Origin of the sequence: Actinomyces sp. MRS3W (assembly GCF_032465695.1) — a bacterium.
Taxonomy (GTDB): domain Bacteria; phylum Actinomycetota; class Actinomycetes; order Actinomycetales; family Actinomycetaceae; genus Actinomyces.
The window spans coordinates 1-21,923 of sequence record NZ_JAWDJJ010000139.1; the positions used below are offsets into that span (position 1 = coordinate 1).

Here is a 21,923-nt window from a genome sequence, read left to right on the forward strand (position 1 = left end):
GGATCGAAGTGGGCGGCCTCGATGAGCACGTCGGTGGTGGTGGCGTCGATCTCTGTCTCCGCCCCGCCGAAGACGCCCGCCAGCACCAGCGGTCGGGAGCCTTCCCCGGCCGGAGAGTCGCAGATGAGCAGGTCCTCGGCGTCGAGGGTGCGGGTGACCTCGTCGAGGAAGGTGAGGGTCTCCCCCGCCTTGGCGCGGCGCACCACGATGGGCCCGGAAAGCTTGTTGGCATCGAAGGCGTGCAGCGGCTGGCCCAGGTCCAACATGACGTAGTTGGTCACGTCCACGGCCAGGCTGATCGGACGCATGCCGGCGGCGGTCAGGCGGTCCTGCATCCACTTGGGCGAGGCGGCGTTGGGGTCAATGCCGCGCACGACGCGTGCCACATAGCGATCGACGCCGGGACGGTCGTGGATGGGCGCGGTGTCCGCGGCGAAGTGGACCGGGAAGCCGCCTTCGCCCGCGGCGGTAACGCCGTTGGGGAACAGTTCGGGGTTGGTGGCATCGGCCGGGTCGGTGAAGGCGGCGCCGGTGGCGTGGGAGTATTCGCGAGCCACCCCGCGCATGGAGAAGCAGTAGCCGCGATCCGGCGTGATGTTGATCTCCAGGACCTCCTCGCCCAGGCCGAGAATGCCGATGGCGTCGGTGCCCGGGGCGGGGATCTCTTCATTGGCCCGGCCGTGGGCGGCCAGCCAGCGGTCCAGCACGATGATGCCGGAGTGGTCGTCCCCGATGCCGAGTTCGCGCTCAGAGCAGATCATGCCGTCGGAGACGTGCCCGTAGGTCTTGCGGGCGGAGATGGCGAAGTCACCGGGCAGGACCGCACCGGGCAGGCAGACGACGACGGTGTCCCCGACGTCGAAGTTGTGGGCGCCGCAGACGATGCCACGGCTGGGCAGATCCGAGGGCTCCTTGCCGGTGCCGGGGGCGTCGTTGTACGCCCCAACGTCAACCCGGCAGTAGTTGATGAGCTTGCCGTTGCTCTGTTCCTTGGCGTCACGGGTGAGCACCCGGCCGACGACGAGCGGGCCGGTGACGGCGGGGGGAACGATGCGTTCCTCCTCCAGACCGACCTTGACCAGGTCGGCGGCGAGTTCGGCCGCGGTCGTCCCGGCGGGGACGTCGACGTGCTCGCGGAGCCATTCAATCGGGACGTAGGGCATGTCAGTTTCCCCTTCCGGTGATGCCGAACTGCTGGGAGAAGCGGATATCGCCCTCGACGATGTCGTGCATGTCGGCGATGCCGTGGCGCAGCATGAGGGTGCGCTCCAGGCCCATGCCGAAGGCGAAGCCGGTGTACTCATCGGGGTCAATGCCGCAGGCAATGAGCACATTGGGGTTGACCATGCCGCAGCCGCCCCACTCGATCCAGCCGGCTCCCCCCTTCTTCTGGGGGAACCACAGGTCCATCTCGGCGCTGGGCTCGGTGAAGGGGAAGAAGGAGGGACGCAGTCGGGTGCGGGCCTCGGGGCCGAACATGACGCGGGCGAAGTGGTCGAGGGTGCCCTTGAGATGGGCCATGGTCAGGCCCTTGTCCACGGCCAGACCCTCCACCTGGTGGAAGACCGGGGTGTGGGTGGCATCGAGCTCGTCAGAGCGGAAGACCTTGCCCGGGCAGGCCACGTAGATCGGGGGTGCCTGGTGGAGCATGACATGCGCCTGCACCGGGGAGGTGTGGGTGCGCAGGACCAGGTTCGCCGTCGCCCCCGGGTCGCCGCCCACACTGGCGCCGTCGATGTAGAAGGTGTCCTGCATTTGGCGGGCCGGGTGGTCGGCGTCGAAGTTGAGGGCGTCGAAGTCGAACCACTCGTGCTCGACCTCCGGCCCCTCGGCAATGGACCAACCCATGGCGGTGAAGAAGTCGGAGACCTCGTCCATGAGGACGTCGAGGGGGTGGCGGGCGCCGGCCGGAGTGCGGTTGGTGGGGACGGTGACGTCGACGGCCTCGGTGATAAGCATGCGCGCCTCGGCCTCGGCCTCGAGTACCTCCTGGCGCGCCGCCAGGGCGGCGGCGATGCGGCTCCGGGCACCGCCGAGCAGCTTGCCGGCGGCTGCCTTGGCCTCCCGATCCGGGAGCTTGCCAATGCCCCGGTTGGCCAGGGCAAGGGCGGAGGAATCGCCGGAGTAGGTCAGGCGCGCCTCCTTGAGTGCAGCCGGGGTATCGGCGGCGTCGATGGCGGCCAGGGCCTGGGCGACGAGGGCGTTGACGCCGGCCTCGTCCGTTGGCGAGAGTGCGCCGGGGGCGTCAGTCATATGCGGTGCCTTCCACCAGATGAGTCGGGGATTTCTCCGGGGCCAGATTAGTCCGCGCCCCGCGAGTGCCCGAAATCGTCTCATCCGCGGCTGTGGTCTGGCTGCGGACACGGCTGGTCACTACCACCGGCTCGGGCTGCTCGCCCGGGTCGAGGGTGGGCAGCATCTCGACGTCGCCTGCGCGCTCATCGGCCTGGCCGCCTACCGGCGTCGCGACCTCGGCGGGATCTGAGCGGCATTGTGAGCGACTGGCTCACCGCAGAGATCAGGACAATGAGACTAAGTACGCGCAGCTACTGGATGGCCCGCAGCAACGCTCATCATTGCTGCGGGCCGTCCTACATGGGTGCGTAGCGGACCTGAAGGGTCAGCGCTCGACCTCTCCCCGGATGAAGGCTTCGGTGGAGTCCATCGCCTCCTCGTCGGGGCGCTGGACCGGCGGGGACTTCATGAAGAAGGACGCCGGGGACAGCAGCGGGCCGCCGATGCCGCGGTCCAGGCCAATCTTGGCGGCCCGGATGGCGTCGATGACCACGCCGGCGGAGTTCGGGGAGTCCCACACCTCGAGCTTGTACTCCAGGCTGACCGGGGCCCCGCCGAAGTTGCGTCCCTCCAGGCGCACGAAGGCGAACTTGCGGTCGTCCAACCAGCCGACGTAGTCGGAGGGGCCGACGTGGATGTCCTTCTCGTCGAACTGCTTGGAGACGTTGGAGGTGACGGCCTGGGTCTTGGAGATCTTCTTCGACATCAGCCGTTCGCGCTCCAACATGTTCTTGAAGTCCATGTTGCCGCCAACGTTGAGCTGGTAGGTGCGATCAATGGTGATGCCGCGCTCCTCGAACAGGCGGGCCAGCACACGGTGGGTGATGGTGGCGCCGATCTGCGACTTGATGTCATCGCCGATGATGGGCAGGCCGGCGTCGGTGAACTTCTGGGCCCAGGCCGGGTCGGAGGCGATGAATACCGGCAGGCAGTTGACGAAGGCGCAGCCGGCGTCGATGGCGCACTGGGCGTAGTAGCGGTCGGCCTCCTCCGAGCCCACCGGCAGATAGGAGACGACGACGTCGGCCTGGGCGTCCTTGAGCGCCTGGACCACGTCGACTGGCGGTTCGGGAGACTCTTGCACGGTCTCCCGGTAGTACTTGCCGAAGCCGTCGAGGGTGACGCCGCGCTGGACTGTCACACCGGTCGGAGCGACGTCGGCGATCTTGATGGTGTTGTTCTCGGACGCATTGATCGCGTCGGCGAGGTCCAACCCCACCTTCGCGGCATCGACGTCGAAGGCAGCCACGAACTCGATGTCCGAGATGTGGTAGTCACCGAACTGGACGTGCATGAGGCCGCCCACCGTGTCAGTAGGTTTGGCATCGGCATAGTGGGTGACACCCTGCACCAACGACGACGCGCAGTTGCCCACGCCGACGATGGCGACACGAATCTTGCTCATCTGTTCTCCTCATCGGTCAACAACGACCGTTCACGGATCTGACGCGCGCGATTCTAGCGATGTGCCCTGGACAGGGCATGTCACGCCCGTGAATGCCCAGCACTCAGCGGGTGCGTGCCTCCACGCGCCGCGCGGCGGCGCCCAGCGCCCAGTTGATGACCACGTAGATGAGAGCAATGATGACGTAGGCAGGCAGGTAGACGTCCAGGTGCGCAGTAACCCGGGCCGACGACGTCAGCAACCGCCCGGCATACATGAGTTCCAGGTAGGCGACCACATAGCCGAGCGAGGAATCCTTGAGGATCGTGACCAGCTGGGTGATGAGCGTCGGCAGCATGAGTCGCAGGGCCTGCGGCGCCAAAATGAGCCGCATGGTCTGGCCACCACTTAATCCCAGCGCCTGGGCGGCCTCGGTTTGTCCTCGGTCCAGGGCCAACACCCCGGAGCGGAAGACCTCGGCCGTCGTTGCCGAGGAGCACATGACGATGGGGACGGTGAGCATCCAGAAGGGCGACAGCGTCAGTCCCCAGCGCGGCACTGCCAGCAGGAAGAAGTAGATGAGCAGCAGCATGGGGATGGCGCGCATGGCGTCAATCCACACCCCCGCCACCGCCCGTACCAGCGCGGAGCGGCTCAGGCGCAACCATCCCAGACCGATTCCCAGCGGGAAGGACAGGGCGGCGCCGACCGCCGTCACCAGCAGAGTGTCGGCGAGTGCCCGCCCCAGGTAACGCACCACCGACTGCCCCAGGAAGTAGCGCCACTTGGGGTAGGCGAGCTGGCCCGCCTCACCAAGCTGGACGAGTGCGGCCGCCACCAGCGCCACCACCACCACGGTAACGAGCACCGAGGTCATAGCGATGCGACGGCGGCCTTTGGGGCCGGGGGCGTCGAAGAGCAGGTCGGCGTCGGTAGCGCCGGTGGTTCGTGCGGGGACGCGAGTAGTGAGCACGCTCATGCGCGGGCCTCCCGTCCGGTGATGCGGCGCTCCAGCAAACCGCCGACCTTGGTGGCGAGGAAGGCAATGACCAGGTAGGTCACCCCGGAGGTGAGGAAGGTGACCACCGCTTGGGCGTAACGCAGATTGAGCTGTTGGGTCACGTTCGTCAGCTCCGACACGCCGATGGCGGCTGCCAAGGAGGAGCCAATGAGGCAGGAGATAAAGATATTGACCAACGGCTGGATGGTGCGGGCAAGCGCCTGCGGCAGCACGATGGCGCGGATGATGAGGCCGAAGGACATGCCCAGGGCCCGAGCCGCCTCGATCTGCCCCTTGGCCACCGAGTTAATGCCCGAACGTACCGTCTCACATACGAAACCGGAGGCGGAGAAGACGATGGCCGTGACGGCGGCTGCAAACAGAGACAGTGGCACGCCCGCGCGCGGAGCTGCGAATGCCGCCAGGATCATGAGGCACAGGGTGGGGATATTGCACGCCACCGTGACCCAGGCGGCCCCGAGCGCACGCAGCGGGGGTATCGGGCTCACCCGGAAAACCGCGATGAGGGTCCCCACCACAAGGGCACACACATAGCCGATGACGGCGATCGTGAGGGTTGTCGCCAGGCCCTGGCCGATCATGCCGAGGTTGTCGGTAATGACATTCATGGGCGCCTCCTCCGGGCGACCGGGTGCTGGCTCGGGAAGGGCCGGCACCCGGCGCGCGTGGTCATGGGTTGGCAGGTGTGGCCGCGTTAGTCGGTGGCTTCTGCCGTCGCAGCGTCGGCGGATGCGTTGGACGCCGCATCGGCTGTCTCGGAGCCGGGAACGGAACCGATGACGGGCGGCTCGGGAGCCTCGCCACCCATGATGGCGCCGATGGTGGCGCTCCAGATGGCGTTCCAGGTGCCGTCGTCGTAGATCGTCTGCAGGAAGGTGTTGACGAAGTCCTGGGCGTCGGAGTCCTTGGGCAGGCCGATGCCGTAGGGGTCCTGCGTGAAGGGGTCGCCCACGATCTTGATGGCCTCGTTGGACTGCGCCTCGCTGAGCTGGAGCGACTGATCAACCACGTAGGCATCGACCTGTCCCGCCTCCAGGGCCGCCACGCAGCTGGCGTGGTCGGTGAACTGGACCTGTTCCGCCTTCGGAGCGGCTTCGTCCAGGGCCGGGCCGGAGGAGGAGTTGGACTGCACCGCGACCTTGACGCCGACCAGATCATCCACACCGTTGATTTCGGTGTCGTCAGCACGCACCATGACCGACTGGCCGGAGGAGTAGTAGGGACCGGCGAAGGAGATCTTCTCGGCACGTTCGGGGGTGATGGTGTAGGTGGCGAAGACCGCGTCGACCTGGCCGTTCTCGAGGAGCGTCTCGCGAGTGTCGGAGGTGACCTGCGTGATCTTGAGCAAGGAGCGAGCGTCGTCGCCGCCGATGATGTAGCGGGCCAGCGCTTGGGCGATGGCGGCGTCGAAACCGGAGACCTCACCCGTGGCCGGGTCCTCCAGGGAGAAGACCTCTGAGGTCATGACACCGCCGGTGTTGAAGACACCCGCCTCGCGGATGGCCGAGGCCCAGGTGGAAGCCGCCACCACGTCGTCGGCGGCCACGGGACCGGAGTTGATGACGGTGTCGTAGTCGACGGCGGTAGTCGCGGCGGAGGTGGATGCGTCGATGGCCTGGCCGTCGGCACCGGTGTCGGCGCAGGCCGCCAGCACGGCGGCGAGAGAGGCCGCCCCGGTGGCGGTGAGCAGGCTGCGGCGGGAGAGAACAGACATGGTGTCTCCTTTCGGGACCGACGGCGGAATCGCTAGTCGGAGTATCCGGTTCGGTTCAGGGGCGAGGTGGGTTGTGGATGTGTATTAGTGGCTGAGTACCTTGGACAGGAAGTCACGTGCCCGCTCGGTGCGCGGGGAGGCGAAGAAGTCAGCAGGAGCGCCGACTTCAACGATCTGGCCGCCGTCCATGAAGACGACGCGGTCGGCCACGGAGCGTGCGAACCCCATCTCGTGGGTGACCACGAGCATGGTCATGCCGTCGGCGGCGAGGTCCTTGATGACGTCGAGGACCTCGTTAATCATCTCCGGATCGAGCGCAGAGGTGGGTTCGTCGAAGAGCATGATCTTGGGGTCCATGGCCAAAGCGCGGGCGATGGCGACTCGCTGCTGCTGCCCGCCGGAGAGCTGGGGCGGGCGCTTGGCGGCCTGGTCGGCCAGCCCGACGCGCTGGAGCAGTTGGTACGCGCGGGCCTCGGCGTCGGCCCTGGGTACCTTGCGTACGCGGGTGGGGGCGAGGGTGATGTTGTCCAGCACGGTGCGGTGCGGGAACAGGTTGAAGGACTGGAACACCATGCCCACATCGGCGCGCAGACGGGCGAGCTCGCGGCCCTCCTCGGGCAGGTACTCGCCGTCGATCTCGATGGTGCCGGACTGGATGGTTTCGAGTCGGTTGATGGTGCGGCACAGCGTCGACTTGCCCGAGCCGGAGGCCCCGATGACGGCGACCACCTCACCGGCGTGAATATCCAGGGAAACGTCGTCGAGCGCTTTGAAGTCACCGTAGTACTTGGTGATGTGGCTCATGTGCACCAGGGGGCGATCGGTGGGCGTGGCGGGAATAGGCATGGATGCCTCATTCTTTGTCGAGGGCGAATGGGACCGGGGCTGTCTCAGCGACAGCTACAGCAACACATTCGCATGTCCACTGTGTTTCCTCCGGTTCTAATCCGCGGCAGCGGGCCACCCGCTGCCGGTGCGACGCGCCGACGGCGTCTGGGCGCCGTGCATGTCGCGTGCACACTAGCACCCACGCAATGCCGAGTCAGCGCGGAATACCAGCATTCGAACGCGCTGCGACCAGCCTCACAGACTCGTCTCGGCAGCCGAGACGAGAGTGGACTCAACCGGTTAGAAAGCACTTCCGCAGTAACGCCGCCAACTACGATCCTGTCATGATCCCTGACACAGTCGACACCGCTGTCGCCCCCCGCCAACCCGCCCCTTCCCCCACGGTCCTCGACATCTTCGTGGTCTGGTACCCCGACGACCAGGTCGGGCAGACGATCTGCGACGAACTGTTCTACCACTACCACTCCGAGGTCTTCTCCGGACTGGCCGGTGGCGCGATTGAGGTCTACGGGCGCTCCCGGCCAGCGCCCGGATCCGACGAACCACTCGTGATCACGTCCCAGATCGGCAGTGCTGGCGGTGGGCCCAAACTGGCAAACTCGCCGGCACTATTCTCCGTGGTGCTGGTGGTCGTCGGCCCGAACTTGGTTCGGGCCAGCATGGAGGACGGACCCTGGCGCAAGTATCTGAAGAGCCTAATCCACCTTCGGGACGACGCCACCGCCCGCGGCAACGTCCTGGTGCTGCCGGTGCTACCCAAGTCCCGTATCGAAACCGTGGGCACCCCCGTCGCCCGCTTGATGGAAGGTCTGGGGATTTCCTGCACCCTTCAGCAGGAAGCCGACGGCAGTCCTGCCACCGATCACGGCGCGCTGGCCCGAGATCTCGGGCAGGCAATCATCCAAAACCTGCTGCATGAGCCGGGCGACCCGGACAAGCTCACCGTATTCATCTCTCACGCCCGGGGAGACATCCCCGACGCCGACCACAAGGGCATCAACCCATGTGGCCCCGTGGCCAAGGTTCATGCCCTCGCCGACCGGACACGACTCAAGCCATTCATCGACACCCATGACCTGCAGCCCGGGGAGAAGTGGGACATCGCTATACGTAGCGGAGCCAGCCACAGCGCCCTGTTCATGGTGCGCACCGACAAGTACGCCTCCCGGGAGTGGACACAGCGAGAGGTGCTGGAGGCCAAGCAGGCGGATATGCCCGTAGTTTGTCTGAGCTCACTGACCAATGGTGAGCAGCGAGGTTCATTCCTCATGGATCACGTACCCACGGTGGCCTACCCGCAGAAGCCCGCAGCGCAAGATGTTTCCCAGCACGCACTGGAGTCCCAGCAGGAACGAGCTGTGGTCACGGCACTGAACCGTCTGGTCGACGAGGCGCTCAAGCGAGCCCTGTGGCGGCGCCAGGACATTCCCCGCGACGTTGAGCGCAGACTCGGCAGCGCATCATCCCAGGTGCATTCGGAGTCAAGCTCCCGACCAGATACCGATGGCGGATCCAATAACGACGGTTTTGACGCGGCCCCGGTGCATCCGCCCGAGCCGCTGATGCTCACGAGTTTCCTGACCGCCCACAAACACGCCTTTCCACAGGACCATCACCTCTGGCTGATGCACCCGGACCCACCACTGCTGCCGCCCGAGCACGAGATCATGGTCAAGCTCTGTGCGCTGTCCGGGTATGACCGGGAGCAGGTGCATCTGCTCACACCACGTACCTTCTTCGCTGCCGGAGGCACGTGGGGCAACGGTGAACCCACGCTCACCGTTCCGAACCTGGCACTGAAACGACCACTCGCCTCGCGCATGCTTGGGATCTCCATGGCGAAGAGTCCGGACCTGGGGGAACTCGGCCTGTCCGAGCGGCATCTGGAGCTGGCAGTAGCGGAAGTCGCGCAGATGATGCTCCTGGCCGGGGGCGGCGTGACCTATGCGGGCGCTATCGGAACCCACGCACCGGACCTCACGGCGGCAGTGATAGACACCGTAGAACGGTACATTGAAGCCGCGAAACTGGAGCGGCACCGTCGCAGCAGTACTACTAGTACAGCAGAGGATCCGATCCACCCGGGTCCCATGTTCAAGCTCACGGTGCCACGCATGGTGCTGCGAGAAAACGACACTTTAGAGCTGCTCAAGCAGAAGGATAACTCGCTCGCCGTCGCCGGGAAAATCTGTATCATCGACGAGCACGGAAGCTTCCAAAAAGTCAGTGACAAAACACAGCTATGGACCGACTCCGATCCCACGGCCCTAGCGCGTGCCTACAGCAAGGTTCGTGCTGCGCTGCCGCAATGCTGCGATTCCAGACTGTTGATCGGCGGGAAGACCACTCCCGCATCCCAATCAAACCCCGGAGGATACCTAGGCACCATTCCGGGAATCGTCGAGGAGGCCCTGTACACGATTCGCGCCAAACAGCCCCTGTTCATCGCCGGAGGCTTCGGCGGTGCAGCCGCTATTGTGGCGCACGAGATTGGGATTGGTGAGGCGCTTCCGGTTTCGGACGCCTCGCTTGCAGCTGTCCGCGCACTGCCCGCATACCGGGACGCAGTCGAGGAGATCCGCGACGGATTCGACCCTGCCCTGACGGGCCTCGACGACGCCGACCTGAGACGCCTGGCCACCACTCAACGGGCCTCAGAACTGGCAGGCCTGATTGTGCGCGGGCTCAGCGCCTCCAGCTCGCAAAGCCTCCCCACAACCCATCACTCAAGCTGCGGAGAAGGCGATGACTGAGATGAAGGTCTTCCTCAGCTACAACGAGGACCCCGAGGGAACGGCCGCTGCCACGGAACTGCACGGCGCTCTGTCCACGATGCACGTCGACGCCGTCATGGCCCAGCACTCGATCCGTCCCGGTGCCGACTGGGAACAGACCATCCGGACCCAGCTGGAGGCCAGCGCGGCGCTCATCTCCGTGGGCACGAAGGGGTACTCGACCCGGCCATGGTGTCAGCAGGAGGTCGGTTGGGCGCTCGGCCGCCATGTGCCGATTCTGTGGATCCAGTACGCCGAGACCGAGGTCCCCGCAGGCTTCCTTGCTCGTAACCAGGCTCTGCTCCCCGAGCACCCGGAGCAGGCGGACTCCATCGCGGAGCAGGTACTCCAGTGGCTCGCCGGTCAGAAAAACACACGGGATCAATTAGTCGCTGGACTATTGAGCGCCCTTAAGCATTCCAACAGCTTCAAGGAAACCAGACAGTGCGCCGCTGCGCTGGCGTTGGCAGGAACGCTGTCCGAGTCCGAATGGAGCAGAGTCGTGGACGCCGCCGAATCGAACCGGCAGGTGCGCGATGCCGTCGAGTGGCAGGAGCAGGGCAGCCGCCGCTGGCGGGTCAGCGTGCTCAACTGGCTCAAGAAACGTGTCGGACCACCAAACTCATAAGCACCCACCGCTGGCAGACAATCATGCATGCGCATGCTGCGCCCGCGCGCTGGCGTACAGGCAGAGGGCGGCGGCGGAGGCGACGTTGAGGGACTCGGCTCGCCCGAAGATGGGGATGGACACCACGGTGTCGGCCTGCGCCAGCACGTCGGCGCTCAAGCCGCGGGCCTCGTTGCCGAGCAGCCAGGCCGACGGCGCGGCCAGGGCCGCCTCGGCTCCGAACAGGTCGACCTCGCCGTGCCCATCGGCGGCGAGCACGGCGATGCCCGCGTGTCTGAGCGCGTCCAGCGTCTCCTCCAGGGAGACGCCGGCGAGCACGGGCAGGTGGAACAGCGAACCGGCGGTGGAGCGCACGACCTTCGGGTTCGTTGGGTCGACGCTGCCCTTGACCAGCACGACGGCGTCGGCGCCGGCGGCGTCCGCAGCACGGATGATGGTGCCGGCGTTGCCGGGGTCCTGAGTCTCGGTAAGTACAGCAACCAGCCGAGCGCCCTGCAGCGCCTCCCCCAGTCCGGCGGCCGGCGCGGCGACCGCCGCTGCGCCGACGACGGCGACAATGCCCTGGGCGTCTTCGCTCATGGCCCGCATGACCGCAGGCGTCACCAGGTGGGTGTACAGCTCAGCGGCCGCAGCGGCGTCGGCAATATCCGAGTAGTTCCGGGCCGCCTCCGGGGTGAGGTACAGGTCGATGACGTGCTCGGGTGCGCACCGCACCGCCTCACGCACCCCCTGCGGTCCCTCGACGATGAAGCGGCGGTGCTTGGTGCGGGCAGCGCGCCGGGAAAGCCCAGCTACGCGGGTAATGCGGGTAGCCGCGGGGTTGTCCAGGATCCCGGTTGCGTTCATGCACGCAGGTTACCGGCATGAAGAAGTCGGCCCCCTCATTCGAGTCCCATGCGGTAACTCGATGAGGGGGCCGACTCACGTATGGCGGCAGGTCACGCGCCTGCCGACGCGTCAGACTCAGGCCTTGGGGGCGTTGACGTCCGCGGGCAGGGCCTTGCGGGCGGTCTCGACCAGCGCCTTGAAGGCGGCGGGCTCGTTGACGGCCAGCTCGGCGAGCATGCGGCGGTCGATCTCCACGCCGGCCAGACCCAGTCCCTGCATGAACCGGTTGTAGGTCATGCCCTCGGCGCGGGCCGCAGCGTTAATGCGCTGGATCCACAGACGGCGGAAGTCGCCCTTACGGGCGCGGCGGTCGCGGAAGGCGTACACGCCGGAGTGGGTGACCTGCTCCTTAGCCTTGCGGTACAGGCGGGAGCGCTGCCCGCGGTAACCGGAGGCGCGGTCGAGGACGGTACGACGCTTCTTCTGGGCGTTAACAGCCCGCTTCACACGTGCCATGTGATGACTCCTTGTTGTGTTGTGGGGCGGTCAGCGACCGAGCAGCCTCTTGACCTGGCGGGCGTCAGCCTTGGACACCACCTGGTCCTTCGACAGCCTGCGCTTGCGGCGGGAGGACTTGACCTCCAGCAGGTGGCGCTTGCCGGCCCGCTCGCGCATGAGCTTGCCGCTTCCGGTCACCCGGAAGCGCTTCTTAGCACCGGAGTGCGTCTTGTTCTTCGGCATAGTTATTTCCTCTTCTCGGTCCCTGGCGCCGGGTGGGGCCAGGGGCTGCGGACCCCATCCGTGGACGGGGCTGGGTCTGATCGCATACCCGCGGCTAACGGGTCTACTGCTCAGGCGTCGGTACTGTGTGCACCCTCACCTGCCGTCTCGGTGGTCTTCGCCTCCGCCTTGGCCTCGCGAGCCGCCTTGGCGGCCTGCTTCTCGGCCCGGCGAGTGGCGCGGGCGGCCTCACGACGCCGCCGCTGGTCCGACTTGACCTCCGCCTTTTTGCGGGTGGGGGCCAGAACCATGACCATGTTGCGGCCGTCCTGACGCGGGTGCGACTCGATGTTGCCCAGTTCGGCAACCTCTTCGGCCACGCGCTGCAGCAGCCTGATGCCCAGCTCCGGGCGGGACTGCTCGCGTCCGCGGAAGCGGACGATGCACTTGACCTTGTCGCCGCCCTTGAGGAAGCGCTCGACGTGCCCCATCTTGGTGGCGTAGTCGTGCTCGTCGATCTTGGGGCGGAACTGGATTTCCTTGAGCTGGGTGTTGGCCTGGTTGCGCCGGGCGTCGCGTGCCTTCATGGCCGACTCGTACTTGAACTTGCCGTAGTCCATGAGCCGGCACACCGGGGGGCGTGCGTCGGGGGCGACCTCTACGAGGTCGAGGCCTGCCTCTTCGGCCAGGCGGAGCGCGTCCTCCACCCGGACAATGCCGACCTGCTCACCGCTGGGTCCGACAAGCCGCACCTCGGGGACGCGGATCCGTTCGTTGATACGGGGCTCGCTGATGACTGTTCCTCACTCTTGGCAGTGGTGACCGCCGCAACGAAGAAGGCCTTCGCCGCATCCGCGCGCGAAGGCCTTTCATGTGCTCCTATGAGCCCGACGACGACGTGAGCACGCCGCCGCCGCCGAGTCGTGTTGCCTCGGCATGACCCGGCCCCCGCTGGGGACCCAGGTGGGATTTCTCCGCTTGCGTGCCGGAGCAGGAACTCCGGCCGGTCAGTGCTGAAGCATAGCAGCTTGTGCGGGCCGCATCCCCACGCCGTCGTCGAGGAGGACGTGAATCCGCCCACGCGTGTCAGCCGGGCACGGGGCACAGCTCGACGGTGTCGATGAGCTCCCCCCAGGCCGGGTTGACCATGACGTACTGGCAGGCCTCCAGGGTCGCGGCAACGGCCGGCGTGCCGGCGGAAGCATCCACGCGGATAAAGATGCGCAGCTCGGCGCTCTCCCCCGGCGCGAAGGCGACCCCGGTGACGCCGTCGACGGCGCCGAGTTGCGCGGCGACCTCCGTCTGCACCGGCTCATTGCGCCAGGAGGGGATCCAGTCCTCTCCCCCGGCCAGCGCGACCACGGCGGGACGCGGCAAACGCAGATCGCGGGTTCCCGGGTCGAGCACCCACAGCTGGTCCGTGCTCATGCAGGCGACTTGGGCGGCGCGCTGCGGCGAAACCGGTACCGGTCGCACGTCGTCGCGCCAGGCTGCGGCAGCGGCCGCCGAGGTGAACACCGGCAGGGCCAGGTGGCCGTCGGCGAGCCTGACGGCGAGGTCCACGGCGTCCTCGGCGGCGTCGTTGGTGTGCGGCTCATGGGCGGCCGGGGCGGTCTCTCCCAGTTGTAGTCGCGCGGGTTCGCCGATCGAGTGAGCGGCCACCGGCACAATGAGCCGGCTCGCCGACAGCGCAGCCAGGAGCTGGTCGAGGTACTCGTGGCGCGCCAGGCCCTCGGCGTTCAGGGCGGCGGTGACCGTGGGATCGGCCGAGCCGTCGTCGTGAGCGAAGGGTGTGGGGGCGGCGAGCAGGCGCTCCAGCCGACTGCGGGCGGCCATGGCGGCCGCCACCTGTAGGTCTTCGGGCAGCGCCGGGGTGGTCCCGTCCGCGGCCGGGCCGTGGGCAGTGTCGGCCATGGTTACCGCGCCCCCGCGGAGAGGTCCTCGTCGCGGCATGCGGCCAGGGCCTCCTGGAGGGTGAAGTTGCCGTTGTACAGCGCCTTGCCGACGATCGCGCCCTCGAGCCCGTCCGGCTCCAGGCGGGCGAGTGCGCGCAGGTCCTCCAGTTGGGCGATGCCGCCGGAGGCGACGACCGGGGCGCTGGTGCGGGCGCACACCTCGCGCAGCAGCTCAATATTGGGCCCCATGAGCGTGCCGTCCTTGGTCACATCGGTGACCACGTAGCGGGCGCAGCCGACGGCGTTGAGACGGTCGAGCGTCTCCCACAGGTTCCCGCCCTCCTTGGTCCACCCGCGGGCGGCCAGCGTGGTGCCGCGCACGTCCAGCCCGACAGCGATCTTGTCGCCGTGCTCGGCGATGACGCGTTCGGTCCAGTCGGGGTCCTCCAGAGCGGCCGTGCCGAGGTTGACGCGGGCGGCTCCTGCGGCCAGGGCCCGCCCCAAGGACTCGTCGTCCCGAATGCCGCCAGACAGCTCGACCTTGACCTCGACCTCGCCGACGATGCGGGCGAGCAGCGGGGCGTTGGTGCCACGCCCGAAGGCCGCATCAAGGTCGACCAGGTGGATCCACTCGGCTCCGGCCGCCGCCCAGTCGCGGGCGGCGTCGACGGGGCTGCCGTAGTCGGTTTCGCTTCCGGCTTCGCCTCGCAGCAAGCGGACGGCCTTGCCGTAGGCGACGTCAACGGCCGGGAGAAGGGTGAGCATGGTCGACCTCCTTGGGTGACGGGTTGGGGCGGGCGTGGAAACGCGCCGGTTCAGAGGGTGGTGAGCCAGTTGCGCAGAAGTTGCGCGCCGGCGTCGCCGGATTTCTCCGGGTGGAACTGGGTGGCGCTCAGCGCCCCGTTCTCGACGGCGGCCACGAAGTCCTCGCCGTGTGTGGCCCAGGTGGCGCGCGGCAGGCGGGTCGGACCGGCCGTGAGCAGGTCGGCGGGGTCGGTCTTGGCGGCGTAGGAGTGCACGAAGTAGAAGCGCTCGGAGCCGGCGTCGTCGTACAGCCCGTCGAAAAGCACCGTGTCAGCGGCAGGACGCACCTGGCTCCAGCCCATATGGGGGACGACGTCGGCCTCCAGCTTGGAGACAATGCCGGGCCACTGCCCCAGGCCGGGTACTGGTTCGCTCCCGGATTCGGTGTGTTCGGTCGAGGCCGCGAACATGACCTGCATGCCCACGCATATGCCAAGCACCGGCCGGCCCCCGGCCAGGCGGCGGTCGATGAGCCGGGGCGCATCGACGCGGCGCAGCTGCTCCATGACGGCGGCGAAGGCACCGACCCCGGGGACGACCAGACCATCCGCATTCTCCACGGCGGTCGGATCCGCGGTCAGCTCCACGCGCGCCCCGACGCGCTCAAGGGCGCGCACAGCTGAACGCACGTTTCCGCTTCCGTAGGACAGGACAACAACGCGCTTGCTGGTCATGTCCACAGACTACCGGGGCGTTGAGAGGCTCGGCATCCGTGTCTCAGGGGCACACCCGCAGCCGTAGCGCAGACAAGCACACCTGTTGTGGAACTCACACTCTCAGTGTTAGCATGGAGCCGCCTAGGAACCCTGCATCCATCGACCACGAGGAGTAGTCATGATTGTCCCTAGCATTGCCCCCCCATCAGCCATCTTCCTATCCGCGAGCATTGCCCTCGCCGGTATAGGTGCGCCGATTGACGCCCCATCCCAGACCGTCACCTCGAGTCCCTGCGACACGTCCGCTTACTCGGTGAGTACTCTTGACAAGGGAGGTTTAGACGAGGCAGTCTCCGAATTGGACTACACCCTTGTGCAGGATCAGACAGAGACTGGCACGACTGCCGCCTACGACCCTAACCTGCTCAATGAGGAAGATGTGCTGGCTGGTGTAGTGGCGGAATACACTACTTTCGACCGAGTTCTCGTCGTGCAAAACGACAGCGATGGATACCTCATCGGTGGCTTCGATAGAGACAAGAGCACCGGGGACACGCAAGCACTCCCCTTCATCGACGTCTCCGTCGAGCAAGACGACGAATCTTCCGACACGGTTCTCGTCCTCACCGAGAGCGCAGAATCAGTCGCATACGAGAATCCGCCTTCTTTCGCGGAGGAGGGATCCACCGCCAGCCTCAGCGCGACGACAAACGGCGCCTGCCCCTCAGGCCTGGTTCACCGCTGCACGAACTACAGCCTCTCATGTCTCAAGGGCATTGCTCCCGGGTGGCTTGAAACGGCCTGTGGCGTCCTCCCGACACCTGCTCAGATACTCTGCATAGCAACGTCGCTCGCAGGGAAAGCATCGAAATGCTGCACGAAATACACGTGCAGCCCTCCCAACATGTACTGACAGAGACAGAACCGAGGTAAGACATGAGGACTCGCAAGGTCGTCGGACCCGTCATCTCCCTCATCGTGTTCGTTGCACTCGACCTCTACGCCGGGTACAGGTTCACGCATCAGCTCAACCCATTCTCAGCCGTGACGTGGACGCTCGCCATCGCTCTCGCTCTGAGCATGGTGGCCATCGCCGCCTCTGAGATCCTCCTCGACGCCGTGCACAGGCGCAACGCGCTGCTCGCGGGTGTCGTTATTCTCCTCGTGGCGCTGGGCTTCGCCGCAGGTGCCCTGTACACCCTTCAGACAACGCTCCACACCCCAAACGTCTTGAGCTCGTACTGGCAGGAGGTCACCGCGCCAGCCGTGGTCTGCGGCATCGTCGCGGTGGGCCTCGTTGTCCGCGCAGCCGTCATCATGCACGGTCCCGCGCGAACTGCGGCTCTGCCGGCTGCGGCCCCAGCGCGGTGATGGACCGAGCGGAGCGCAAGCTCTTGACCACATGAGTGCCAGGGGGATGTGCCCGATGCCGACGGCATCGGGCACATCCCCCTGTTAGCGCTTTGGGGACGACGCGCTCACTTGTCGTCGGGGCGCAGGCGTCCGCGCATGCTGCGGCCCAGCCAGCGCATCATCCGCCCCGGCTTCACCTCGCTGGTCTTGATTGCGCCGTGGACATCCTCCGCGCGGACCACGCCCAGGAGAATGTCCTCAATCTCCTGGTCCGCCGAGGCCAGCAGCAGCCCGGCGCTGGTCTCCTCCGCCGCCTCGCCGTTGTAATAGCGGCGGGCGGTGATGGTGCCCGACAGACCGGAGTCAATGCCGACGTCGGTGGCGAGATCAGCGGTCATCAGCACCACTCCGGCCCGGCTGAGGCGTGAGAGTGCCCCGGCGAGTTCGGCCGCCTCGGCGGGCTCGCTATCCACGCCGCCGAGGAGTTCGGCGATGTCCCATTCGGCGTGTGCGGACACGAATTCCTTGACGGCTACGGCCCCGGAGCGGGCGGGCACCACCGTGCAGTCCAACCCGCTTGCCGCGCACAAGGAGGCCAGGGCGTCGGCACTCGCCAGTGGGGTGAGCACCACGGCAATCTTGACGGCCTTGGGGTGGGTGGCAACGTCGCTTTCGTCGGCACTCTCGCCGGCACCGAGCGCGGCGGCCAGGGCCTCGACCTCGGCAAGCTGCTCGGGGGTGAGGCCGTCGTCGTCGGCGGAGCCGGGTGCGCCGTAAATGTTGTGGGGGACGTCGTTGAGCGACACCGGTCCGCCGTCGTCGTCCTCCGGCTCGGAGGGCAGCTCGATGCCCTCCATCATGGCGGCGAACTCGGCATCGATGTCGGAGTCGTCGTCGGGGCGTCCGGCCGGGCCGGTGGAGTGGTCGTCATGCATCACAGGGCACCTTTGGTTGAGGGGATGCCGTCCACGCGGGGGTCGGGCTCCACGGCGGCCCGCAGCGCACGGGCCAGGGCCTTGAACTCGGCCTCGGCGATGTGGTGGGGGTCGCGCCCGGACAGGACGCGCACGTGCAGGCAGATACCGGCGTGATAGGCGATCGCCTCGAAGGCATGCCGCACCATGGAGCCGGTGAAATGCCCACCGATGAGGTGATGGATGAAGGCCTCGGACTCGCCGTCGTGCATGAGGTAGGGGCGGCCCGAGACATCGACGACGGCCTGCGCCAGGGCCTCGTCGAGGGGCACGAGGGCGTCGCCGAAACGCCGGATGCCGCGTTTGTCGCCCAGCGCCTGCCTCAGGGCCTCGCCGATGCAGATGGCGGTGTCCTCCACCGTGTGGTGGACGTCGATGTCGGTGTCGCCGGAGGCGCGCACGGTTAAGTCGATGAGGGAGTGCTTTCCCAGGGCGGTGAGCATGTGGTCGTAGAAGGGGACCGTCGTGGAGATATCGGTCCTGCCAGTGCCGTCCAGGTCGAGTTCAACGATGACGGAGGACTCGCTGGTGGTGCGTTCGATGCGGGCGGTGCGATTCATACGTGGTCTTCCTTGGTGACGGCGATGAGGGCGTTGCGGAAACGCTCCATCTCTGCGGGGGTGCCGACGCATACCCGAAGATACCCGTCCGGGCCGACGACGCGAATGAGCACACCACGGTCGAGGAGGCCCTGCCAGACCGCCTCGCGATCGGCGAACGGGCCAAACAGGACGAAGTTGGCGTCGGAATCGTAGGCCGTCCAGCCCTGTTGGCGCAGCCAGTCCACCAGGCCGTCCCGTTCGGCGCGCAGCGAGGCCACCTGGCTCATGAGCTCGTCGCGGTGGGACAACGCGGCCAGGGCGGTGGCCTGGGTGACGGCGGACAGGTGATAGGGCAGACGCACAATGCGGAGCATGTCAACCAGCTCCTGCGAGGCGGCCAGATAGCCGAGTCGCAGGCCCGCCATGCCGAAGGCCTTGCTCATGGTGCGGGCAATGGCCAGATGCGGGTAGCGCGCGCCTCCGGAGGCGTCGGTGCGTCCCAGCAGCTCCAGCGCGCTGGGCACGCCGGGGCGGCGGAACTCCCCGTAGGCCTCATCAATGACCACGACGCAGTGCGTGTCCCGAGTCCCGTCGGTGCCGGCGACCCCAGCGGGGCCGCATTCCCGGGCGGCTTCAAGGATGGCCACGACGTCGTCGAGCGGGAGCGCCGTGCCGGTGGGGTTGTTGGGGCTGGCGAGGATGATGACGGCGGGGCGCTCGCGCTTGATCGCCTCGGTCACTGCGTCCACGTCGAGCGTGAAGTCATCCCGGCGGGGGCAGGTGACGTACCGCGTCAGGGTGTCGCGGGCGTACTCGGGGTACATGGAGTAGGTGGGGGTGAAGGACAGGCAGGTACGTTCCGGCCCGCCGAAGGCCTGCAGCACGTGCAGCATGACCTCGTTGGAGCCGTTGGCCGCCCATATCTGCTCCCAGCTGAGGCGCACACCGGACTCGACGGCGAGGTAGTCGGCCAGGGCCGCACGCAGCTCGGGAAAATCGCGATCCGGGTAGCGGTTGAGACCCGCCGCCGCCCGGGCGACCGCCTGAGCAATGTCCGAAACGACAGCGGGGCTGGGTGGATAGGGGTTCTCGTTGACGTTGAGACGTACGGGCACGTCCAGCTCGGGAGCGCCATAGGGTTCGCAGCCGGCCAGATCGGGCCGCAGTGGAAGAACGGTCACGGCGCAAGAGTCTACTGATGTCTTGACGCCTTGATGTTCGCCGTCGGCGGCAGCACGGAACAACCCACTCGCCCCCGTGGAATCAATCCGCTGGGGGTGAGTGGGTTGCCCGCGGCGATGACGGGCGGTCCCGCCACCGCGATGAGAAGCCTCTCTTCGAGCGCAGCCTCGGGCTCGCTCGCCGACAGGGGGCTTAGAAACGAGCGGAAGCCAGCCGAGCGCCCTCGACGAGGGAGCCCAGTTTGGCCCAGGCGATGTGGGAGTGGACGCGGCCGCCCAGACCGCAGTCGGTGGAAGCCACCACCCGCTCGGGCCCCACCAGCGAGGCGAAACGCTCGATACGGTCCGCCACCAACTCGGGATGTTCGAGGACATTGGTGGCGTGGGAGACAACGCCCGGGATCAGGTACTTGCCGTCGGGCAGAGCGGTGTCCCGCCAGATCTTCCACTCGTGCTCGTGACGGACGTTGGCGGCCTCGAAGCTCAGCCCATTGGCGTTGACGGACAGGGCGAGGTCAACGATCTTGTCAAAGCCGAGGTCGGTGGAGTGCGGCCCGTGCCAGGAGCCCCAGCACACGTGGTAGCGGACCCGATCGGGGTCAATGCCCTCCAGGGCGTGGTTGAGAGCTTCAATGCGCACCGCGGAGAAGCGGCGGTAGTCCTCCAAGGACGGCTCGGTAGTGAACTGGTCCCAGGACTCGGCCAGGTCGGGGGCGTCGATTTGGACGGTGAGCCCGGCATCGGTGATGGCCTGGTACTCCTCGCGCAGAGCGTCGGCCCACGCCCACACGGCGGCCTCATCGTCGGCGTAGTAGTAGTTGCCGACCCGTGCGGCGGCGGCGGGGCTGATGGAGGCCACGAAGCCTTCGCTCAGCGGCTTGCCGGTCCGCTCCAGGCCGCGCTTGAGGGCGGCAATATCGCGGGCGACCACCTCCTGCCCGGTGTAGCGGATCTCGCCGGTCACCACCGGGAACACCCAGGGGCGCCGAGTGGCGAGATGGATGCCGGAGGTGGGGTCGGAGTAGGCGTCGGCGTAGGCGACCCAGTCGCGGCGGTCGGTCATGGCGTCCAGCTCGAGCTTGCCGGCCGGGGTGGGCTTGCGCTCGGGCAACTGGTCGAGCAGCTCCAGGCCGCTGAAGCGGCTGAAGGAGTAGGACCACCAGGCGCCGTAGTCGACCTTCTCGGTCATGGCGTGGCCGTATTCGCCGTCGTTGACGATCGTGAGGCCGAGCTCGGCCTGACGGGCGACGACGGTGTCGGTCTCGGTGGCGACGACGTCCGCGAGCGCAGCGTCGTCAAGTGTCCCGGCCGCGTGAGCGGCATTGGCCGCCAGGAGCGCATCGGTGCGGGGCAGAGAGCCGACGTGGGTGGTACGGATCTGGGTACTCATGGGGTTTCCTTCCATCGGTCCTGGCTGGAGCACTGCGCCACCGGTGTATCCGGGGCGTGGTTGCTGCGGCGTCGACGAGCCAGGTCTCTCGGCCGCTCTGGATGGTGTGGTGGTGCCAGCATACACAACCGATGCCGCCAGTCCTCGCGGCGCCCAGGGAGGCGGCTACCGCGTCGCAGCCGCCTGCGCGAGGGCGGGCGAGACCGGTCCGCCGGGGGCGCCCGGTGCTTCGTCTTCGAGGTAGTACCACCAAAACGGGGCTCCCCACGCCTGCGGGCGCCCCAGGGCGACGCTGGTCAGGTGGGTGGCCACAGCGGTGCGGCCGGACTCCATGTCGGTTTCGGAGCCGAACCACCAGGGACCGTCATTGAGGTCGTCCGCGCCGTATCCGAGTTCGGTCAGAGCAAGGAGCTTTCCGGGAAAGGTAGAGGCCAGGGTTGTCAGTACCCGGTCAGCGGCCGCCCCCAACGGATGCCACTGCGGATAGACGGACAACCCGATGACATCGGTGAGCTCGCGGAGCGCCTCATCCAGTTCGTGCTGCGCCCACGTGAATAGGGAGTGCGCGGCATCGTCCTGCCCCAGTTGGTAGTAGAGGGTGAGCAGGGTGGTGGCCGCCTTGGTTGCCGGGTTGCTGCGCACAGCCCGAGCGGCGCGCAGGGTCTTGTCCACGGCGTCCTCCCCAGCCCAGGACCCGCCCAGCTCGTTGCCGATTTCCCACGCGTCGGCTTCAGGGAAGGTCGCGAGAAAGAGGCGCACGCGGGCGTCCCAGGTTTCTGTGTCGAAGTCGGCGAGGTAGGCAGAATCGCACAATTGCACGACCACCAGGCAACCCGCGGCTTGCAGGGCAGCAATGGTGTTGCGCCAGGCGGCGATTTCCTCCGCGTCATCGGCGTCCTCGACGACGATGCGCAC

The 21,923-nt window shown here is 67.2% G+C and carries 22 protein-coding genes and 2 pseudogenes; 5 read left to right on the top strand and 19 right to left on the bottom strand.

From position 1 onward, the window contains the following. Nucleotides 1-1,163 (bottom strand): phenylalanine--tRNA ligase subunit beta (locus RWX45_RS04850; RefSeq protein WP_316022641.1); only part of this gene is annotated, 1,163 nt, incomplete at its 3' end. Between the two features lies 1 nt (nt 1,164). Next, nucleotides 1,165-2,253, bottom strand: a complete 1,089-nt coding sequence (gene pheS, locus RWX45_RS04855; RefSeq protein ID WP_316022642.1) for a phenylalanine--tRNA ligase subunit alpha — start codon at nt 2,251-2,253, stop codon at nt 1,165-1,167. Nucleotides 2,254-2,272: 19 nt separating this feature from the next. On the opposite strand from pheS, the gene RWX45_RS04860 reads away from it, so the two are divergent. Further along, nucleotides 2,273-2,485, top strand: coding sequence for a hypothetical protein (locus RWX45_RS04860; protein ID WP_316022643.1), 213 nt, complete (start codon nt 2,273-2,275; stop codon nt 2,483-2,485). Nucleotides 2,486-2,620: 135 nt separating this feature from the next. Here the strand turns inward: RWX45_RS04860 and RWX45_RS04865 are convergent, their stop codons facing one another. From RWX45_RS04865 to RWX45_RS04885, 5 genes are all read right to left on the bottom strand, one after another. Next, nucleotides 2,621-3,700 carry an inositol-3-phosphate synthase gene (locus tag RWX45_RS04865; protein ID WP_316022644.1) on the bottom strand — a complete coding sequence of 360 codons (1,080 nt, stop codon included), beginning with the start codon at nt 3,698-3,700 and terminating at the stop codon, nt 2,621-2,623. A gap of 103 nt (nt 3,701-3,803) precedes the next feature. Then, complete coding sequence (locus RWX45_RS04870) at nt 3,804-4,658, bottom strand: amino acid ABC transporter permease (RefSeq protein ID WP_316022645.1); 855 nt, start codon at nt 4,656-4,658, stop codon at nt 3,804-3,806. Continuing rightward, nucleotides 4,655-5,308 carry an amino acid ABC transporter permease gene (locus RWX45_RS04875; RefSeq protein ID WP_316022646.1) on the bottom strand — a complete coding sequence of 218 codons (654 nt, stop codon included), beginning with the start codon at nt 5,306-5,308 and terminating at the stop codon, nt 4,655-4,657. Before RWX45_RS04875 ends, RWX45_RS04870 begins: the two co-directional genes overlap by 4 nt. A gap of 86 nt (nt 5,309-5,394) precedes the next feature. Continuing rightward, on the bottom strand, nt 5,395-6,414 hold the full coding sequence (locus RWX45_RS04880) for a glutamate ABC transporter substrate-binding protein (protein WP_316022647.1): 1,020 nt from the start codon (nt 6,412-6,414) through the stop codon (nt 5,395-5,397). Nucleotides 6,415-6,498: 84 nt separating this feature from the next. Further along, nucleotides 6,499-7,260 (bottom strand): amino acid ABC transporter ATP-binding protein, encoded by a 762-nt coding sequence (locus RWX45_RS04885; protein WP_316022648.1) that lies wholly within the window; start codon nt 7,258-7,260, stop codon nt 6,499-6,501. Nucleotides 7,261-7,586: 326 nt separating this feature from the next. Here RWX45_RS04885 and RWX45_RS04890 point away from each other — a divergent pair, with 326 nt between their 5' ends. Next, complete coding sequence (locus RWX45_RS04890) at nt 7,587-10,016, top strand: hypothetical protein (RefSeq protein WP_316022649.1); 2,430 nt, start codon at nt 7,587-7,589, stop codon at nt 10,014-10,016. Further along, nucleotides 10,009-10,665, top strand: coding sequence for a toll/interleukin-1 receptor domain-containing protein (locus RWX45_RS04895; RefSeq protein ID WP_316022650.1), 657 nt, complete (start codon nt 10,009-10,011; stop codon nt 10,663-10,665). The genes RWX45_RS04890 and RWX45_RS04895 overlap by 8 nt, the downstream gene beginning before the upstream one ends. A gap of 21 nt (nt 10,666-10,686) precedes the next feature. Here the strand turns inward: RWX45_RS04895 and RWX45_RS04900 are convergent, their stop codons facing one another. From RWX45_RS04900 to hisH, 7 genes and pseudogenes are all read right to left on the bottom strand, one after another. Then, nucleotides 10,687-11,511: an RNA methyltransferase gene (locus RWX45_RS04900; RefSeq protein WP_316022651.1), complete on the bottom strand. Its 825-nt coding sequence runs from the start codon at nt 11,509-11,511 to the stop codon at nt 10,687-10,689. Nucleotides 11,512-11,628: 117 nt separating this feature from the next. Continuing rightward, entirely contained in the window at nt 11,629-12,009 is a 381-nt protein-coding gene (gene rplT, locus RWX45_RS04905) for a 50S ribosomal protein L20 (RefSeq protein ID WP_316022652.1), read from the bottom strand. A gap of 30 nt (nt 12,010-12,039) precedes the next feature. After that, nucleotides 12,040-12,234, bottom strand: coding sequence for a 50S ribosomal protein L35 (rpmI, locus tag RWX45_RS04910; protein WP_316022653.1), 195 nt, complete (start codon nt 12,232-12,234; stop codon nt 12,040-12,042). A 263-nt stretch (nt 12,235-12,497) separates the two neighbouring features. Then, a pseudogene (infC, locus tag RWX45_RS04915) lies at nt 12,498-13,007 on the bottom strand (translation initiation factor IF-3); the annotation flags it as partial. A 292-nt stretch (nt 13,008-13,299) separates the two neighbouring features. Further along, the gene (locus RWX45_RS04920) at nt 13,300-14,127 is read right to left on the bottom strand and encodes an SseB family protein (protein ID WP_316022654.1); all 828 of its coding nucleotides are present in this window, start codon (nt 14,125-14,127) and stop codon (nt 13,300-13,302) included. 2 nt (nt 14,128-14,129) lie between these two features. Then, on the bottom strand, nt 14,130-14,873 hold the full coding sequence (gene priA / locus RWX45_RS04925) for a bifunctional 1-(5-phosphoribosyl)-5-((5-phosphoribosylamino)methylideneamino)imidazole-4-carboxamide isomerase/phosphoribosylanthranilate isomerase PriA (RefSeq protein WP_316022655.1): 744 nt from the start codon (nt 14,871-14,873) through the stop codon (nt 14,130-14,132). 50 nt (nt 14,874-14,923) lie between these two features. Then, nucleotides 14,924-15,586 (bottom strand): imidazole glycerol phosphate synthase subunit HisH, encoded by a 663-nt coding sequence (hisH, locus tag RWX45_RS04930; protein WP_316022656.1) that lies wholly within the window; start codon nt 15,584-15,586, stop codon nt 14,924-14,926. A gap of 295 nt (nt 15,587-15,881) precedes the next feature. On the opposite strand from hisH, the gene RWX45_RS04935 reads away from it, so the two are divergent. Both RWX45_RS04935 and RWX45_RS04940 read left to right on the top strand, forming a co-directional pair. Further along, entirely contained in the window at nt 15,882-16,481 is a 600-nt protein-coding gene (locus RWX45_RS04935; RefSeq protein WP_316022657.1) for a hypothetical protein, read from the top strand. 23 nt (nt 16,482-16,504) lie between these two features. Further along, nucleotides 16,505-16,939: a hypothetical protein gene (locus RWX45_RS04940; protein ID WP_316022658.1), complete on the top strand. Its 435-nt coding sequence runs from the start codon at nt 16,505-16,507 to the stop codon at nt 16,937-16,939. 107 nt (nt 16,940-17,046) lie between these two features. On the opposite strand, the gene RWX45_RS04945 is transcribed toward RWX45_RS04940, so the two are convergent. From RWX45_RS04945 to RWX45_RS04965, 5 genes and pseudogenes are all read right to left on the bottom strand, one after another. Next, a complete protein-coding gene (locus tag RWX45_RS04945; RefSeq protein ID WP_316022659.1) occupies nt 17,047-17,856 on the bottom strand; it encodes a hypothetical protein in 810 nt (269 codons plus the stop codon). After that, on the bottom strand, nt 17,856-18,455 hold the full coding sequence (hisB, locus tag RWX45_RS04950) for an imidazoleglycerol-phosphate dehydratase HisB (protein WP_316022660.1): 600 nt from the start codon (nt 18,453-18,455) through the stop codon (nt 17,856-17,858). Before hisB ends, RWX45_RS04945 begins: the two co-directional genes overlap by 1 nt. Further along, nucleotides 18,452-19,618: a histidinol-phosphate transaminase gene (locus tag RWX45_RS04955; RefSeq protein WP_316022661.1), complete on the bottom strand. Its 1,167-nt coding sequence runs from the start codon at nt 19,616-19,618 to the stop codon at nt 18,452-18,454. The genes hisB and RWX45_RS04955 overlap by 4 nt, the downstream gene beginning before the upstream one ends. Before the next feature lie 193 nt (nt 19,619-19,811). Then, a complete protein-coding gene (locus RWX45_RS04960) occupies nt 19,812-21,008 on the bottom strand; it encodes a cobalamin-independent methionine synthase II family protein (protein ID WP_316022662.1) in 1,197 nt (398 codons plus the stop codon). A gap of 165 nt (nt 21,009-21,173) precedes the next feature. After that, nucleotides 21,174-21,923, bottom strand: a pseudogene (locus RWX45_RS04965) (Tat pathway signal sequence); the annotation flags it as partial.